A 16,157-nucleotide genomic window follows, 5' to 3' on the forward strand; every position below is an offset into this window, starting at 1 on the left:
GCGTGTCAGCGGGGTCGGCGCGCTGCAGCGTCGGGGAGTGTCGGGTACGGCGCATGCGGTTCCACCTGGTACCAGTACGCGGTGGTGCTGATGTCGTCGCTGCGTTCGAACAGCCCGTGTTCTGCCGCGCCGATCTGCTGCAGGGTGACGCGCAGCTCCTGCCGGAACGCGATCGGGTCGGGCAGGTGCCACCGGTACATCGCGTGCGCCGGGGGCATCGCCTGCCAGAACGGCGACCCCTTCGACTCGTCCGCCTGTGACACGTGCGGGTAGCCGAAGTACGGCGCACTGAACGGCAGCGGCGTCGGGTTCGGGTTCTCGCGCAGTTCGTCCTGGAAGGCCCATGCGCCGCCGGCGTAGTCCTCCAGCCCGGTGCTGCAGAGCGTCGGGAACTCGGCGTCGCCGTCGAGGTAGAACTTCACCTCGCCCTCCCCCCACCAGTACCGCTCGAGCTGTGACAATGCCACGTACGTGCCGACGTAGTGGCCACGTCCCGCGATGCCGTCGACGACCACGTGGTCCTCGCCCAGGGCCGTCGTGCCGTTGCTCCGGCGCCACTGCGCGTGGAACCGAGCGACGTCGTCCGGGTGTTCGTCACCGATCGTGTAGTCGACCTGGTAGAACACAGCACCGATCTCATCGGAGTGCTCGCTGCTCAGTGTGATGCGCGCCGAGGTCCTGAACGGCATCGGGAAGTAGCTGTTCATCCCGCCGGTCGGCGCGACCACGATCGGTATCGACGTCACCACTGCACGGGCGCCGAAGCCGTTGCAGAAGAAGTCGCCGAGCGGCACCTCCACCGACGGTTCCGCTTCACCGTCCCAGTAGGCCCGCAGGACCAGGTTGCGGAGGACGAATGCGCCACCGTCGGTGCGGTCCGGGACGGTGATCCAGATGTGGCGGATGGTGCCAGGCCCGGTGATCTCCGCCAAGGTGATGGTCGCACCTGCGGCGAGCGGGACGAACGCGGTGCCCTTGCGGCCGGGACCGAGGTCGGACGCGGTCGTGGCGCCGGCGCCCCGTGCTCCGGTGGGGTTCTCGGCGTTGATCGAGCGGCTCTCGACGCGGGTGGGTGCTGACAGGACGGTGTCCCAGGAGAACGACATGCGGGTGGTTCCTTACTTGACGGCGCCGGCGGTGATTCCGCGGGTCAGGGAGCGTTGGAAGATGACGAAGAAGATCAGGGTCGGCAGCAGTGACAGCAGGGAGCCGGCGTTCTGTTCCGTGATGTCGGTGGACAGCTGGCCCTGGAGCGTGGACAGGGCGATCGGCACCGTCTGGTTGGTGGGATCGGTGAGCATCACGACAGGGATGTAGAACTCGTTCCACGTCCAGATGAAGAAGAAGATCACCAGCACGGCAAGGGTCGGCCGCATGACGGGGAACACCACTCGCCAGAGGATCTGCCACCGGTTCGCGCCGTCCAGTGCTGCTGCCTCGAGCAGGGAGGGTTCGAAGGTGCCGAGGATCGATCCGAGCAGGTACGTGCCGAACGCTGCCTGCAGCACGGAGAAGATGATGATCACGGACCAGATCGACCCTTGCAGGCCGAGCGCCTGCGCGCCGTAGAACAGCGGGTAGATGATCGACTCCTGCGGCAACATCGTCGCGAACAGCAGGATCGCGGTGATGACGGCGCCGCCGCGGATCCGACCGATCCCGATGGCGTACGCGGCCAGGAGTGCGATGACCACGGCGACGAGGGCGACGATGCCGGAGATCAGGATGGAGTTGAGCAGCGCGACCGGGAAGTCGACATCGGCGAGGTACTTCGAGAACGCGACGGTGGTGAACTGTTCCGGCCATGCGAATGGTCCGTTCGCCGAGTAGTCCGCTCGGGTCTTGAACGCGTTCAGGATGAGGATCAGGAACGGTGCGGCGAGGATCACGCCGACGAGAACCGCGACGGCGAGGAGCAGCCACCGGATCGGGCTCTTCCGAGTGCGACGCAGTGGCGCAGAGGGGGCGGCTTCCGGCGCGGCCGTGGGGGCGCTGAGGGTGGTGGTCATCAGCGTTCCGCCTTTCGGATGCTGGCGCGCTGCCACCAGAGGATCAGCGACGCGATGATGAGGATCAGGACGGTCAGGACGGTCGCGATCGCGGAGCCGTAGCCGACGCGGGAGAGCTGGAAGAAGTTGAGGTACGAGTAGTAGGAGGGCACGTAGGTGGAACTCTCCGGTCCGCCGTTGGTGAGGATCAGCACCGGGGCGAACACCTTGAGCGCACCGACGGTGGCGGTGAGGATCACGATGAAGACCTCCGGACGGATCTGCGGGATGGTGATTGCCCGGAAGCGGCGCCACCAGCCGGCGCCGTCGACCTCGGCTGCTTCGAGCAGTTCCGGATCCACACGCTGCAGACCGGACATGAAGATCACGACCGGGTATCCGATCTGGCCCCAGATGAGCACGATCATGATCGAGTACAGCGCCAGGTGGGGGTCGCCCAACCAGTCCGGCCCCTCGATGCCGACTGTCCCGAGGAGGGTGTTGATGGCGCCGCTCTGCGCGCCGAGGACCCAGCTCCAGATGACCCCGGCGACGGCCACCGGCACGATCTGCGGAAGGTAGTAGGTGGCACGGAGGAAGCTCGCGACTCGGGGCCCGAACTGACGGCCGAGGTAGTCGAACAAGAGCGCTGCCAGGACGAGGCCGATCGCGGTCGGGATGACGACGATCGCGACGATCATGTAGATGGAGTTCTTGAACGAGGACCAGAACAACTCATCGTGCAGCAACGACGTGTAGTTGCCGAAGCCGATGAACTCCATCGGGGCGAGACCGCCCTTCCACCGGAACATGCTGAAGAACAGATTGCAGGCGAAGGGGACGAGGACGATCGCGGCGAACCCGAGCCCGATCGGCAGCAGGTACCAGTAGTACGACATCGGTCGCGTTCTGCGGTGTGGAGCGTGCCTGGTCGCGGGGCGCGCCAAGTCGGAGCTGAGGATGGCCACGAGAGCCCTTTCCGTGCGGTGAGGAGAGAAGGCCGTGGGCCGCCGCGGGGAGCAGCGGCCCACGGGAGGGGCTACTGCAGTTGCGACTTGCCCTTGGTGTAGTACTGCTGGAAGGACTTGCTGAACGCGTCGGCGGTGGTCGACTTGTTCGTCAGGGCCTGCATGCCGCTCTGCTGGAAGTCGAGCAGTCCGGGCAGCGGGTAGTCCGGGAAGTAGGACAGCTTGTCGCCGTCGACGAGGGTCTGGAACTGCTCCGACAGGGCCTTCACCTGCGGGTCGCTGATGACGCTCGGGTCGCCGGCGAGCGGCAGCCCCGCGTTCTTGCCCATCACGTTCTGCACCTCGGGGCTGAGCGTGGTGTTGATCCAGTCGTAGGCGAGCTCCTTGTTGCTGGACTTCGTCGGGACAGCCCAGAGGTGACCTGAGGACCCGACGTTGAGGTTGGCGTCGGGGAGGGCGAACGTGCCCCAGTCGAACTTCGCGGACGCCTTGATGTTCGTGAACGCGTTCGAGTCCTCGAGCAGCATGGGGTTCTTCTGGCTGAGCCAGGCCTGGTCCATCTGGTCGCCCGTCACCGACGCGAGTCGAGTACCGAGGTAGCCCTTGTCGATCCAGTCCTGGAACTCCTCGGCGCCGGTGGACCAGGGAGCCTTGTCGACGTCCGGGGACCCCTTGAGGAACATGTAGTCGTCGATCTGGTCCCGGGTGGCGCCGGCGGAGACGAGGGAGTACCAGGTCCACAGCGCTCCGAACCCGTTGGCGCTGCTCGCCACTGGTGTCGTGCCCTGCTCGGTGAACTTCTGCATGTCCGCTTCGAGTTCGGCGCGGGTGGTCGGCGGCTGGGTGGTACCGGCCTTCGCGAACATGTCCTTGTTGTAGAACCAGACGATGAACTCGCCGATGTTCGGGATGCCGTACCAGTTGCCGCTCCCGGCGTTGCCGTCGGCGTCGTACTTCGCCAGGCTGGCGACGGAGCCCTTGATGTCCTTGTCCCAGCCGTACTTCTTCACCTCGTCGTTCAGGTTCTCCAGGAGGCCCTGCGAGGCGAGCTGACCGGCATCGGCGCCGCCCTTGTTGACCTCGAGGACGTCGGGCGCCTTGTTGCCGGAGAGCAGCAGCTTGCCGTTCTTCTGGATGTTGGCGAAGCTGGTCGTGACGAACTTGACGTTCACGTCGGGGTGCTTCTTCTTGAAGATCGTGACGGCTTCCTGCCAGCCCTTGTACTGCGCGCTGCTGGTCGCTTCGTACTGCCAGATGGTGAAGGTCTTCGAGTCGCCGTTGCCGGCGCTGGAGCAGCCGGACAGCGCGGTGGCAGCCAGGCCGATGCTGACGAGTCCGACGACTGCTCGCCAGAACTTCCGGGGATTGCGTTGCATGGGGGTACACCTCTTCGTGATGGGGCAGGGGACTGTTCCGGGCGCGCTGAAGACCGTCGGGTCACGACGGTTCGGCAGCGCTCCGGGCTAGCGCGAGTCAGGCTGCGGGATGTGCAGCGCTTCGGGTCAGGACACGAGTTCGGGGTCGGGCGTCCGCGGGTTGGGTGGTGCTGGCACGCGGGACAGCGGCGGGGCGACGGAGCCACGACGCACGACCGGGCACGGGACGATGTGTTCGGTGGGGTGACGTTCCGTGTGGGGGTCTTCTCCCGCACGCTGGATCGCGAGGTGCGCGGCGAGCTCTCCCATGGCTCGGTGGGGGAGTTGCACGGTGGTCAGTCCGGGGACGAGCCCCTCGGAGATGTCGATCTGGTTGTCGAACCCGACGACGGACAGGTCCTCCGGGATGCGAAGGCCCCGCTCGTGCGCGACGTGGTAGACCGCGTTCGCCATCCGATCGCCAAAGCAGAACACCGCGGTCGGCCGATCCGGTCGGTCGAGCAGCGCTCGAGCAGGTTCCAACGTGTGCACCGTTCCCGCCTCCGCTGCCTCGACGACGAGAGTCGGGTCGAACGGGATACCGGCTGCTGCCAATGCATCTGCGTACCCCTGCAGGCGGAGCTCCCGCGCCGGGAGGTCCCGAGAGATCGTGCAGAAGCCGATGCGGCGATGGCCGGCATCGGTGAGCACGGACACCGCACCGGCAGCGCCGCCGCGTTCGTCCGGGATGATCCAGTCGATCGGGGCGGATGGGTCCTTCGGTCGGCCGTCGAGGATGACCAACGGGACACGGTCGGGGACCACCGGTGGGACGACGACCTGGTGGTACTCGCACGCGTAGATCAGGGCGTCGACGTTGCGCTGCAGGAGCATCGTCAGTGCCTCACGGACGACGCGCTGATCGCCGTCCGTGTCGACCATCAGGATCAGGTACTCCTCGTCGATCGCGACGTGCTGTGCCCCGCCGATCATCTGTCCTGCGAACGGGATGCTCGCAACGCGGTCCGAGATGAGTCCGATGGTGTGCGTCTGGCGGGTCCGTAACCCTCGCGCCATGAGGTCGGGGACGTAGCCGAGCGTGTCGGCGACGTCCCGGACGTGGTCGACCACGCTGTCGCGTACCCGTCCCTTGTGGCGGCCGCTCAACACCAGCGAGACGGTCGAGATCGACACGCCGGCGCGGGTGGCGACATCCTTCATCGTCAACATGATCAACCTCCTCGTCAATCGGTTGATCTGACGGTAGGAGGTCAACAGATTTGACGCAAAGGCCGTGCGCAGATTTTCTTCGACCGTGTGGATCAGGGCGGGGACGTCGCGTCACACCGTGTTCGGAACGCTCTGGTGCCGGCTTCGACGAACAGCTGATCGAGGACCTCGTACACACCCTGACCTGACGCTCGACTCTTCAGAGAGGCGTCTCGATGGCCGGTCCGCAAGTGGGCACAGGGGTGCTTGCGGGGGCTTCGGACTTCTAAGGCCCTGCTCCGGAGCGATCCCGGTCTCACATAGGTGGTCCGCGAGCTATCTCAGTGCACGCACGCCATACGGACGCCCCAGGACGTACGAAGGCTGAGCTGTGCCCTTGTCGAGTCAGCGGCTCCGTGCTTCCAAACAACGGGTCCACACCCGTACCTCGGACACGTTGGATGGCAGTCGGACAAGTGAGCCGGCGGACGACAGACAGCTGTGCACGGCGCCCCAAAGTGTCGTCGGCACCCTTGGTTTTCCGGGCTTGGTCAAATAACTTGTCGTCGCTGCCGACGCCGCAAAGTGTCGTGCAGCGGTTTCCCCTGATCAGACGGTGCGTCTGTGTCCATGTGCGATCCGGTCGATCGGAGCGAGTGTGGACCGCAGCACAAGGTCTAGTCGCCGCCCGCGCAGCCGGTCGAAGGACTTAAGCCGTCGCTGGTGCCTGCCGGGCGGGTAGCTACCCTTCGTCGGATACATCCCAACTCAACGTGGGGTGCAGTGTGGCGTAGAGCCTGCCGCGGGAAGATCACGCCAAGAAGCCGCCGTCTACAGCAATGTGTGCGCCGGTGACTTACGACGCCTCGTCGGAGAGGAGAAATGCTACGGTCTCAGCGATCTCGCTCCCGGTGCCGACACGGCCCAACGGAATCCCGGTGTCGGCGACGTGCTGGGCTCCTTCCGGGTTCACTTGCGTCATTTCGGTGTCGATGGCTCCGGGTTGCAGCTCGTTCACGCGCACGCCCTGGGGCCCGAACTGGATGGCCGCGGTGCGGGTAAGGCTTCGGATGCCGTGTTTCGCGCTGGAGTAGTCGGCCGTCGGACCGCCCTGATCCGCGAAGACGCTTGACGTTCACGATCGCACCGCCCCCTTGGACAGCGCGTGCACGCTGTCGTGGATGTGGGAACTAGCTTTCTATCCCGAGGTCAGCTCGATGATTGGGCAGCGTCAGTCTTCACACCCGACGAGCGTCCTCGAAGCTGGACTATCGTGCACGCGCCCATCCGAGACGACACCGGCAAGGTCCGCCGTCGCCTCTGGCGCTGACACTTCGCGCCGCGTCCCGTTGGTCGAGCGGTGCAGAGGGCTGTTGGCTCGCCCCTTTCACCGGCAGTGTGGGTCCGAGCCGTGATGCCAATGCGGGACTGCGATGCCCTTCGCGAGCGAGCGCTGGGTGTCGCGGTCGGCCTTCCACTCGACGCGTTTGCGACAGAGCTGGCAGGTGATCTCGGTCGGATCGTCTGAAGCAAGAGGGTGGTTCGTCACCTCATAGGCTCAACACCCGCTGACGCCCCCGACGTGCACCACTGACACGTCACCCATGTAGGCATTGCTGCCGGTCGACGATCAGGCGGACGCATCGAACGCGGGCTGAGAGCCCACCTCACATGGCCCGGCCGCACCTCCCCGAAGCGGTCAGGCGGCGGCCAGAGTGTTCCCGAGGAAGAGTTCTAGCTCGCCTGGGCGTCGAAAAGGGTCGCGACGTCAAGCTCAGCCGCGTCGTCGTCGCGGCGGACACCGATCCGCTCGAGCAAGTCGGGAGGGTTCTCACCGAGGTACGACGACGTGATGAAGCTCGGCCCCTCGGCCCACAGCGCAGGGCGAAGCGGGATGACTTCGCTGGCGGGCATTGTCGAGGTCATATTGTCCAGTCTGACGGTTGAGCCGATGAGCGCACCATACTACTCGTCTTCACCCTGATGTAGAGCGACGCCCCGCACGCGGCGACGTTCACCAGCAGGACCGCGCAGACCAGGAACCACATCGGAGCGGCGATCGAGACGTCACGCACGAGCAGGAAGACGAAGGCCGCGAACACACACGCGAGGATGGTCGTGAACTTCGACGTGTAAGCGGCAAGCGTCTGGCGCACGTTCTCACCGAATCCGGCCCAGAGCGCGATGCCCGCCGGGAAGGCGAGCAGGATCGCGATGAGATCCGCGTTCGATTCGTTCGGTGCCGCTGGCAGCAACGCGCGTGACGCGGTGAGCAGACAAACGATGAGCGCGGCACCCGCGGAGAGCAGGGCGGCCATGACGGCGCCCGGGGGGCGCTCGTAGAACGTCGCTGCGACTGCGAGGGTGCGGAACGGAGCGGTGCTGTTGCGGATGTACGCGTGAGAGTGGCGTTGTCCTCGTCGCGGTCCGAGCACCGCGGCCGACCGGCTCAGCTCAGCCGGCGCCTCGTCGGAGAGCGGCTGGATGGTCTGTTTCGCTAGGTAGGTTCCGGGCGGGCCAGCGATCTGGAGATGGTAGCTGTCGCTCAGCTCGGCGTACGCCAGAGAGTGCTTGTAGATGGTGGTCTCGACTCCGACAATCCGCCTAAGCCTCGGTAGGCGTGACAGGATCCATCGTTCGCTCAAAGAGTCACGCTGAGAGGCGCCTACCGGAGCAACGGGCTGCTTCGGATCGACACGTTCGACAGTCAGGCGCACTGAGCGCGGGACGGCCGTTGGGCCCGCAGGTGCCAACTCGAACGCCACGCACACGACGTCCGAGCCCAGATGCGCAGCCAAGATCTCCATGATCGTCAGCAACCGGAAGCCAGACACCCCAGGGAGCTTGCCGAAGAGCGCGGACAGCTCCTTGGTCCGCTCCTCGATCGTCGGGGAACTCGACGATGAGTACACGCGACCGTCCAAGAGCACTTTGATCAGCTCCTCCTCGATCCAGGACTCGTACGCCTCGAGTGCGGTCTTCGAAACGGCGGCGACGAGGCTACGGACGACGCCACAGGCGTATGCGACCCCCTCAGCGTGTGTCAGTGACGAGAGTCGCTCCTCGTTTGGTCCGAAGAAGCGGAGCCCGTCTTGGATCCGACCTCGCTGTGCTCTGAACAGGGGGACGACGACACGGCCTTCGAAATCGTTCGGCACTTCGATCGTGTAGCTCGTGCGGACCACCTGGCTCGCGGTCCGCGGCTCAATCTGCTCGCTGATGCGCGAGATGACAGCTTTCGGATCGGTGAACATCTGGACGTACAGAGAGAGCGAACGCCGGTGCGACGGAAGCGTCCGAGGTGTGCCACCCGACGCGCTGGAGATCGTTTCGGCAGTTCGTTTCGCCGACGCGAGCACCCGCCGCTGGCGAGCCTCTGTCACCCCGAGCTGCTCCACAGTGCCCGACTCGAACGGTGACGACCACGTGTTCTGCTTGAGGGTCAGTTGCACGTATGTCAATGTCGCCGCGACAGCGGCGATAGCTAGAAGGATCAGCACGACTGCCGCGGCGACCGGTATGTCGAGCCGCGGCCACGTGCGAAACGTTGGCTCGCCAACCACGACTGCAGCAAGCGCGAAGATGATCGCAGCGAAGCCCGAGATCAGGCGGGCACGAAGCCGATGCGCGGATTTTGGGTCAGCGAATACTCCGTGTTGCGGTGCCATGGCGATCCTCTCGTGGCTCACAGTCGAGCCATCAACGATGATGCCTCACATCCGCCATCGGTGAGCGGCAGTCCGCTCGGGTCGTCGGTCTGCATATCGGCCCGTGTCCCATCGACCCCTGCCACTGCCCCGGCCGGCGCCGGTGCCACAGCACGAGACACTGTGGTGCAAGAACCATGTCATCGACTGGTGCGGCTCACGAGACAGAACAGCAGCACCCCGGCTAGAAGGAAGCGTGGCTGGCGACCCGGCCAGCGTCGACGAGTGGAGAGCGACGCAATCGGACCGGTGGATACGGCAGCCCAGGCTTCGTCATTGGCGGCGCAGCCGCCGCAAGACGATGGGAAATCGGCTACTTCGCGCTCAGCGACGTGATCTGGGGAGCGGATCCCACAGACCTCGGTCTCGCAAGCGACCCCGTGCGCTTCGAAACCGCGACTCTTGACGATGAAGACGTGGTTTGGGACGACGATGGCTACCCCTACACCAGCGTCGAGCGGACAATCGCCGACGGGTTCTTCCTCGAGGGCGACCTCGAGCACGCCGCGGCGGCGCTGGAAGACGCTCTTTGGGCGCTACACGCTCTCGACCTTGCACGGCTGCGGCAGCTCGTTGAGCACCACCCACTCAGCTCAACCCCTGAGTCATCCGGAACCTTCGCGTCATTGGTGGAGGCAGCCGGCGGATACCCACTTCAGCCGGATCGGCCCTACGGCTTTCACAGGTGGCGACGCTATAACCCGTCTCGACCATGAACCCCGTTCTGTGGGTGGTGGCATGTGGTTGGCATCGGGTCACCCATCAATCGTCCGAGCCGGGGAAGTAAGCGACGTCGCTGACGGGTCGAGACCGCGCTGCTCAGACAAGCGCCGGCCTATCAGCGAGCTGCCGCTGCCGCCGCTTCCGGTCGGACAACGTGAAGCATTGATCACACGTCTGCACGGATCCCCCAGCCAGCAGCATGTCCCCGTTACCGTTCCGAGTCCGATTGCGCTGACGCGTCCATCGGGTCGTGGCCGCCGCCCCTGACTGACGCACGCATGTCACCCGCTTGCTGAGCCTCCGTGCGGTCGAGTTCCTCGCTCTGTCGGGCAGCATCGGCCCGCCGCATCGCCTCCATCGCGCGAGGATTGAAGGCGCCCAACTGGAAAGTGCTGACTTCCGCTGCGCCAAGACGAAGGGCGGCAACTTCGGCGGCGCGAAAGTCAACGGCGCGCAACTCGAAGGAGCGCATCGGGATGGCGCTATCGGCCTGGATCCAGGTACCGCTCTACGGCGTTCGACTGAACGATGGAGTCGGAGTGGAAGTCGAAGTCGAAGTCGACTCATGCACCTTCGGCGATTGTTGTGCCGAAAGGACTACGACACCCACCGCCGTGAGGAGAAGGATGGCAATTCCACAGAGATAAAATGTATTGAGCTTGCGAGTCGAGTTGCTTTTGAAGACCAGCCACTTCGCATGGCTTGCCTCCGTGATCGAAGTTGAAAGACCAGCATCGATGCCACTCTGCTTGAGCGTGGCCTCAACGGGACCGGCCGCTTTCCCTGCTCCGGTCAGAAGACGGTGGTACCAAACACCATCAGCGAACCAAAATAGCAACCAAATCATGACACCCAGGAGCGGAACGAGCGCGGCGGGGTTCGTGGTCAGATTCCCGAGGGGTGAAGAACGCCCCTCGCGCCTTCCGCAGCTCAGCAGTGTCGATGCCGAACGTGGAAGCCTCACTCATGAGCACCATCCTGCCCTACGACGCCGACAGCGTGACCACACACTGCCGTGACGGTCGATGTCGGTGCGGTAGGAGATAATGGGGTACTGAGGCAAAGGAGCCGACATGCAGATGCACCCGATCACATCGACCAACGTCAGCGCTGTCGGTTACGACCCCTCGTCCCGTCGTATGCGTGTGCAGTTCTCGAGCGGGGGCATCTATGAGTATTCCGACGTCGACGAGTCGCTATACGAGGCGATGCTGCAGCCGTTCCCCTGGCGGCGCGTCGGCCGCGTAGTGCGAGCGCACGCGAACCGCCGAATCGGATGATTCGCACCTCCTAGGTGCAGGCACTTCGATCGTAGAATCAGGGCATGGACCTGGGGTGGCTCGCCGCGATCGCCGCTGCGCTCAGCGGCGCGGTCGTCACAATCTGGGTACATCACATCACGACCCGGTCGGTGGAACGGCAAGCACGGACTGCAGCCGCACGCGACGACGCTCGACGATCCGAAGACCGCGCCCGGGAGCGTCGATCACTCGAGCGCAACGCCGTGCTGGCGCTGGTCAACGAGTTCCAGGCCGCGCACCGCTACCAGCGACGTTTTGTCTTCGAGGCCTGGCCGATGCGGATGGACGTTCCCGGCCACGGGACCATCACTGAGGTCGTCGAAACCGACAAGCTTGAGGAAGCGTTCCCACTGTGGTGGGAATCGCGCCACGAGGGGCTATCGGTCGACGCCGAGCTCATCACCGACACTCAGGTACGAGAGATCGTCCGCATCTGCCTCAACATCCTCGACGACGCACCTCACATTGTGAAAGCGAGCGGTCAGGTCGACATTCGAAAACTCGTGGCGCGTGCATCACACACCGGCTTCATGGTTCTCGGCGCATGGTTACGCGAGGAGACCGTCAGCGACGAGCTGCAAGAAGAAGCAGCAAACCTTGGAACAGCCGGATCCACCCTCTGGTCACGAGCACCTCGATCCTTCCAAGCGGGAGCCGAGGAGGCGAGTACTTGAACTGAGGCCTGACTGCGGCAGGACGCACGCCACGAGGTCGATCTCCGGCGCTACTGCCAGATTGCTTGTCCAGGAACGAGCAGGGTCTCGATGGACGATCCCTCAGCAAGCTAGGACGCCCGATCCTGCTTCTGTTCGTCTGGGCCAATTACAAAAAAGTAGCAGTCAGGGTGCTGAGGTGACGAGTGCGCGAGCGGCGTCCATCACCTTGATCAGCTCACCACTGGGGGCAACAAGGCACTCCTGCGCAGCTAGGGCGTACGTCGCTGCGTTTTTGCCCGCTGCGCCACGACCGCTGTCAACGATCGACTGTCGAGTGCTGTCCCAGTCGCCCCACTCGTTCTCGATCACATCCTCAAGCCGGTCTGCCCACACGTGAACAGTGGCGCTTACCTGTCCCTCGGGGTTGTCGACAACAGTCTCACCCAAGTACGCGAGTAGCCGACGGTTTGTGGCAATCTCGTTCGCCTCAGTGGCAGCGGCCTTCTCGGGTCTCCCGTTGGCCCGTAGCCGCGACCCGCCGCCCTTGTCATTGTCGAACACGACAAGCGTCGGGATGGACAGCTCCGCGAGGATTGCGTGAGGAATGAACAGGTGCTGTTTTCCTCCGGAGTAAGCGACGGTCACACCCTGCACCTCCAGAGCGGTCTGTCCTTCACGTGCCGCGATGCCATCGAGGATGCCCTTATCAGTGTCACCCTCAACCAAGACGACGGCGTCCGCGAAGAACGCCTCGGCGAGGTTCTTCGTACAAACCTGATCCCACCTTGACCGCAGGGCGGCGTCGGTCACTTCGAAGCCGTCGAGTCGATTGGTGACGGCATCAAGAGACGCGACGTGGACGCTGACCGATGGATGCTCGTCCGGCGCATGCTGACGGCGAGTGACACGGCGAACTTGATCGAAGAACCGCGGGTCGATGAAGTATGGCGAATGCGTCGCGTACATGACCTGGAGCCCGCCCGCGGGGTCGTCGGCGAGATCACGCAGCACGTTTGAGAAGACTCGTGCCTGGGTGGGGTGTTGAAACAGTTCGGGCTCCTCGATGGCGAGGCAGATAACGCTGCCGTCGTTGCCTTGGGCACCTCGGGCTGCGAGCAGTTTGAGCGATGAGATCAGCAGCGCGCGCTGGAAGCCGTGTCCCTGCCGGTCCACGCTGGTCTCGTTCAGAGCGTCGCTGATGGCGACGCTGATGGAGGCCGGGCTGGGGCGTAAGTCCGGGGTACGTGGGTGAAGTCGAACACCGCGGCCAGCGGTGAAGGCGCGAACCTCGGCGGTCAGCGCTTCAGCCAGGTCGTCGAGCTGCTTGCCGAGGTGTTTCTCGTTGATCGCCGTCTGCTTCTCGCTGACCTCTTTCGCAAGAGCCTCGAACGCTGTGTTGGCACCTTCCCGGTCGATCGCGCGTTCCAGGATTCGTCCGATGATCGTCTTCTTGCCCTCCACACTCTCCTCGCTTGCGCGAAGATCCGCCGTTACGAGCACGAAGTCGAACAGTCCCGACAGCTTGTTCTGCCCGTTGAAGCCGAACAGGTGCGTGACGCCCGTCTCCGTCTCTTCAAGACGATCAGGGTTGTCGCTCTCCCATAGCGTCATCGCTTGGTCTGCAGCACCGAGATTCGTCCACGCCGGGAGCCCGGGCGCTTCACCGCGTGCGATCAGGTCATTCCAGAGACCCTTCTTTTCCCTTGCTGATCCCACGTTTCGGATCTCCTCGAACGCTGGGAACGACCGTGCTCGAGCAGTCATCTTGTCGCTGCCGTCGTCCCAAATTCTCCAAGCGGTGAAGGTCGTGGAACCGGGGGGAGCGTACGTCGTTCCAAGGGCTTCGCGATCCGAAACGGTGAGGTCAGAAAACTTGACCTCGACGCTGATCCGCCGGTCATCGACGGCCCCCGAGTACACGTCCTCGTCGACAAGGCGTGTTTCACCATTGAAGAACCAGTCCAGCGCGCGGAGGACTGTCGATTTACCTGCCCCGTTCGGCCCGACGAACGATGTCAAAGCGTCCATGTCGACCCGCACGTCCTCGAGGCACCGAAAGTTCTTCACCCTGATCGACGCAATGTGCACATCCACCCCTTGATCGCCGCCGCGCTGTCGAAACGATTGTTACAGCGTCGTGTCTTCAACGCTGAAGCGACACGGACGACCGGCTCGACGACGGTGCGGCACGGCAGGCAGGTCGAGCGTCACTGGCCGACCATGATCCTCGCTGCTCAAATCTTCGATCGTGCCAGCTCGGTACGTGACCGATAGACGATCGGCCAGAGAGACGGTAAGGCCGGCTGCTGAGATCGACATGCCCTTCGACCGGACTGCCACCCAACCTGTCTGACTCCGTATTCCAGACACGTTGGGTGGCAGTCAGACAAGTTAGCTGGGGGAGCACAGCACTCTTCGCGAGCGGCAAGTTGATGAGTGTTTTTTGTGGGATGGGACGAGTCCCTGCAGTGCTACGACGGCCGGACCGTTTGAGTGACGAGCGGACCAGATGAGTGACGAGCGCTACGAGCGGCCTCTGAGGCGCACACAAGATGTCGCTCAGCACGCCGCCGACAACTTATGAGTTCCGCCGATACTTTGTGATGGCGTGCACAACAGCGCTACTGCGGCATGTCCACAAACCGCGAGAACATCCCGTGGAACGCCACCGTGATCGTGTCCGTCGGCCCGTTACGGTGCTTCGCCACGATGAGGTCCGCCTCGCCCTGCCGCGGGTTGTCCTTCTCGTAGGCGGACTCACGGTGGAGCAGGATCACCATGTCGGCGTCCTGCTCGATCGAGCCCGATTCACGCAGGTCGGAGATCATCGGCTTCTTGTCTGCTCGCTGCTCGGGTCCACGGTTCAGCTGCGACAGCGCGATGACGGGGACCTGGAGCTCCTTCGCCATGAGCTTCAGCGCACGCGAGAACTCGGAGACCTCTTGCTGACGCGACTCGACCTTCTTGCCGGAGGTCATCAGCTGCAGGTAGTCGATGACGACGAGCTTGAGGTTGTGCTGCTGCTTGAGCCGGCGGCACTTCGCGCGGATCTCGACGAGGGTCATGTTGGGGGAGTCGTCGATGTAGAACGGGGCGTCGTTGATGCGCCCACGGGTCTGCGCGATGGTGGTCCAGTCACGGGAGTCGACGGTGCCCTTGCGCATGTGCTGCAGCGGCACGCTGGTCTCGGCGGAGAGCAGACGCATCGCGATCTCGGCGCGACCCATCTCGAGCGAGAAGAACGCGGCGGTCTGGTCGTGCTTGACGGCAGCTGCGCGGCAGAGGTCGAGCGCGAGCGTGGACTTCCCGAGTGCGGGTCGGGCGGCGATGATGATGAGCTGCCCCGGGTGGAAGCCGTTCGTCAGGCCGTCGAGCTGGGCGAACCCGGTCGGGACGCCGGTCATCTGCCCGTCACGGCCCTTGGCGGCTTCGATCTCGTCGATGGCGGCACCGATGGCGTCGGTGAGCGGCACGTAGTCCTCGGTCTGGACGCCGCCGGCGACGTTGTAGACCTCGGCCTGGGCACTGTTGACGAGGTCGGTGACCTCACCTTCCGACGCGTAGCCCATCTGGACGATCCGGGTGCCGGCGTCGACGAGGCGACGGAGCACGGCCTTCTCGGCGACGATGCCGGCGTAGTACCCGGCGTTCGCGGCGGTGGGCACCATGCTCGTCACGCTGTGCAGGTACTCGGCGCCACCGGCACGGGACAGCAGACCGGTCTTGGTCAGCTCGTCGGTGACGGCGATGACGTCGGTCGGCTCACCGTGGGAGTACAGCGACAGGATCGCGTCGAAGATGACCTCGTGCTTGGGGATGTAGAAGTCCACGCCACGTGCGGTCTCGATGACGTCGGCCACGGCGTCCTTCGACAGGAGCATGCCACCGATGGTCGACTGCTCGGCGAGGAGGTCGTGCGGCGGCGTGCGCTCCATGCCACCACGCTCCGCGTAGTCCTGCGGTGCGGGATCAAGATGCGCGATCGACACACGGTCTCCTCTTGTTCTGCGACCTGCCCCGGACGAAACCGGTCCAGGCAGTACTACCCCGAGCGACCGACATCCCCGAGTCGCTGGGCCAAGCTACGGGTACGAAGTTATCCCCACAAAACATGCCTGTGGATAACTCTGTGGACGAATCGCGGAACACGCCGGAAGGTCGTGTGAACAACTGTGGACAATGCTGTGCAGAACCGACCCACCGAACACACTTTCGACAGCTTGACCTGGGGTTTTCGATTCCACACTGTG

12 protein-coding genes are annotated in these 16,157 nt (G+C 64.4%); 3 read left to right on the forward strand and 9 right to left on the reverse strand.

Going from position 1 to position 16,157, the window contains the following annotated elements:
- Positions 1-5: 5 nt before the first annotated feature.
- From QK288_RS02600 to QK288_RS02630, 7 genes are all read right to left on the reverse strand, one after another.
- Entirely contained in the window at positions 6-1,106 is a 1,101-nt protein-coding gene (locus QK288_RS02600; protein WP_281266265.1) for a glycoside hydrolase family 172 protein, read from the reverse strand.
- Positions 1,107-1,118: 12 nt separating this feature from the next.
- Positions 1,119-2,009, reverse strand: a complete 891-nt coding sequence (locus tag QK288_RS02605; RefSeq protein ID WP_281266266.1) for a carbohydrate ABC transporter permease — start codon at positions 2,007-2,009, stop codon at positions 1,119-1,121.
- On the reverse strand, positions 2,009-2,887 hold the full coding sequence (locus QK288_RS02610; protein ID WP_281266267.1) for a sugar ABC transporter permease: 879 nt from the start codon (positions 2,885-2,887) through the stop codon (positions 2,009-2,011). Before QK288_RS02610 ends, QK288_RS02605 begins: the two co-directional genes overlap by 1 nt.
- Before the next feature lie 140 nt (positions 2,888-3,027).
- A complete protein-coding gene (locus QK288_RS02615; protein ID WP_281266268.1) occupies positions 3,028-4,332 on the reverse strand; it encodes an extracellular solute-binding protein in 1,305 nt (434 codons plus the stop codon).
- Positions 4,333-4,458: 126 nt separating this feature from the next.
- Positions 4,459-5,532, reverse strand: coding sequence for a LacI family DNA-binding transcriptional regulator (locus QK288_RS02620; protein ID WP_281266269.1), 1,074 nt, complete (start codon positions 5,530-5,532; stop codon positions 4,459-4,461).
- Between the two features lie 1,722 nt (positions 5,533-7,254).
- Entirely contained in the window at positions 7,255-7,434 is a 180-nt protein-coding gene (locus tag QK288_RS02625; protein ID WP_281266270.1) for a hypothetical protein, read from the reverse strand.
- Positions 7,435-7,442: 8 nt separating this feature from the next.
- A complete protein-coding gene (locus QK288_RS02630; RefSeq protein ID WP_281266271.1) occupies positions 7,443-9,188 on the reverse strand; it encodes a hypothetical protein in 1,746 nt (581 codons plus the stop codon).
- A gap of 371 nt (positions 9,189-9,559) precedes the next feature.
- On the opposite strand from QK288_RS02630, the gene QK288_RS02635 reads away from it, so the two are divergent.
- The 3 genes from QK288_RS02635 to QK288_RS02645 all read left to right on the forward strand — a co-directional run bounded on the left by QK288_RS02635 (position 9,560) and on the right by QK288_RS02645 (position 11,925).
- Positions 9,560-9,943 (forward strand): hypothetical protein, encoded by a 384-nt coding sequence (locus tag QK288_RS02635; RefSeq protein ID WP_281266272.1) that lies wholly within the window; start codon positions 9,560-9,562, stop codon positions 9,941-9,943.
- A 1,080-nt stretch (positions 9,944-11,023) separates the two neighbouring features.
- Positions 11,024-11,230 (forward strand): KTSC domain-containing protein, encoded by a 207-nt coding sequence (locus tag QK288_RS02640; RefSeq protein ID WP_281266273.1) that lies wholly within the window; start codon positions 11,024-11,026, stop codon positions 11,228-11,230.
- A 44-nt stretch (positions 11,231-11,274) separates the two neighbouring features.
- Positions 11,275-11,925, forward strand: coding sequence for a hypothetical protein (locus tag QK288_RS02645; RefSeq protein WP_281266274.1), 651 nt, complete (start codon positions 11,275-11,277; stop codon positions 11,923-11,925).
- A 165-nt stretch (positions 11,926-12,090) separates the two neighbouring features.
- Here the strand turns inward: QK288_RS02645 and QK288_RS02650 are convergent, their stop codons facing one another.
- Positions 12,091-13,995 carry an ATP-dependent endonuclease gene (locus QK288_RS02650; protein ID WP_281266275.1) on the reverse strand — a complete coding sequence of 635 codons (1,905 nt, stop codon included), beginning with the start codon at positions 13,993-13,995 and terminating at the stop codon, positions 12,091-12,093.
- Between the two features lie 533 nt (positions 13,996-14,528).
- A complete protein-coding gene (gene dnaB, locus QK288_RS02655; RefSeq protein ID WP_281266276.1) occupies positions 14,529-15,896 on the reverse strand; it encodes a replicative DNA helicase in 1,368 nt (455 codons plus the stop codon).
- Positions 15,897-16,157: the final 261 nt, after the last annotated feature.

It is taken from the genome of Curtobacterium sp. 9128, assembly GCF_900086645.1.
Taxonomy (GTDB): Bacteria; Actinomycetota; Actinomycetes; order Actinomycetales; family Microbacteriaceae; genus Curtobacterium.

What these genes read in the sequence shown, in the direction of transcription:
- QK288_RS02625 (WP_281266270.1), bottom strand. Translation starts at nt 7,434, where the DNA reads ATGCCCGCCAGCGAAGTCATCCCGCTTCGCCCTGCGCTGTGGGCCGAG.
- QK288_RS02615 (WP_281266268.1), bottom strand. Translation starts at nt 4,332, where the DNA reads ATGCAACGCAATCCCCGGAAGTTCTGGCGAGCAGTCGTCGGACTCGTC.
- QK288_RS02620 (WP_281266269.1), bottom strand. Translation starts at nt 5,532, where the DNA reads ATGAAGGATGTCGCCACCCGCGCCGGCGTGTCGATCTCGACCGTCTCG.
- QK288_RS02640 (WP_281266273.1), top strand. Translation starts at nt 11,024, where the DNA reads ATGCAGATGCACCCGATCACATCGACCAACGTCAGCGCTGTCGGTTAC.
- QK288_RS02600 (WP_281266265.1), bottom strand. Translation starts at nt 1,106, where the DNA reads ATGTCGTTCTCCTGGGACACCGTCCTGTCAGCACCCACCCGCGTCGAG.
- QK288_RS02630 (WP_281266271.1), bottom strand. Translation starts at nt 9,188, where the DNA reads ATGGCACCGCAACACGGAGTATTCGCTGACCCAAAATCCGCGCATCGG.
- QK288_RS02610 (WP_281266267.1), bottom strand. Translation starts at nt 2,887, where the DNA reads ATGTCGTACTACTGGTACCTGCTGCCGATCGGGCTCGGGTTCGCCGCG.
- QK288_RS02645 (WP_281266274.1), top strand. Translation starts at nt 11,275, where the DNA reads ATGGACCTGGGGTGGCTCGCCGCGATCGCCGCTGCGCTCAGCGGCGCG.
- QK288_RS02605 (WP_281266266.1), bottom strand. Translation starts at nt 2,009, where the DNA reads ATGACCACCACCCTCAGCGCCCCCACGGCCGCGCCGGAAGCCGCCCCC.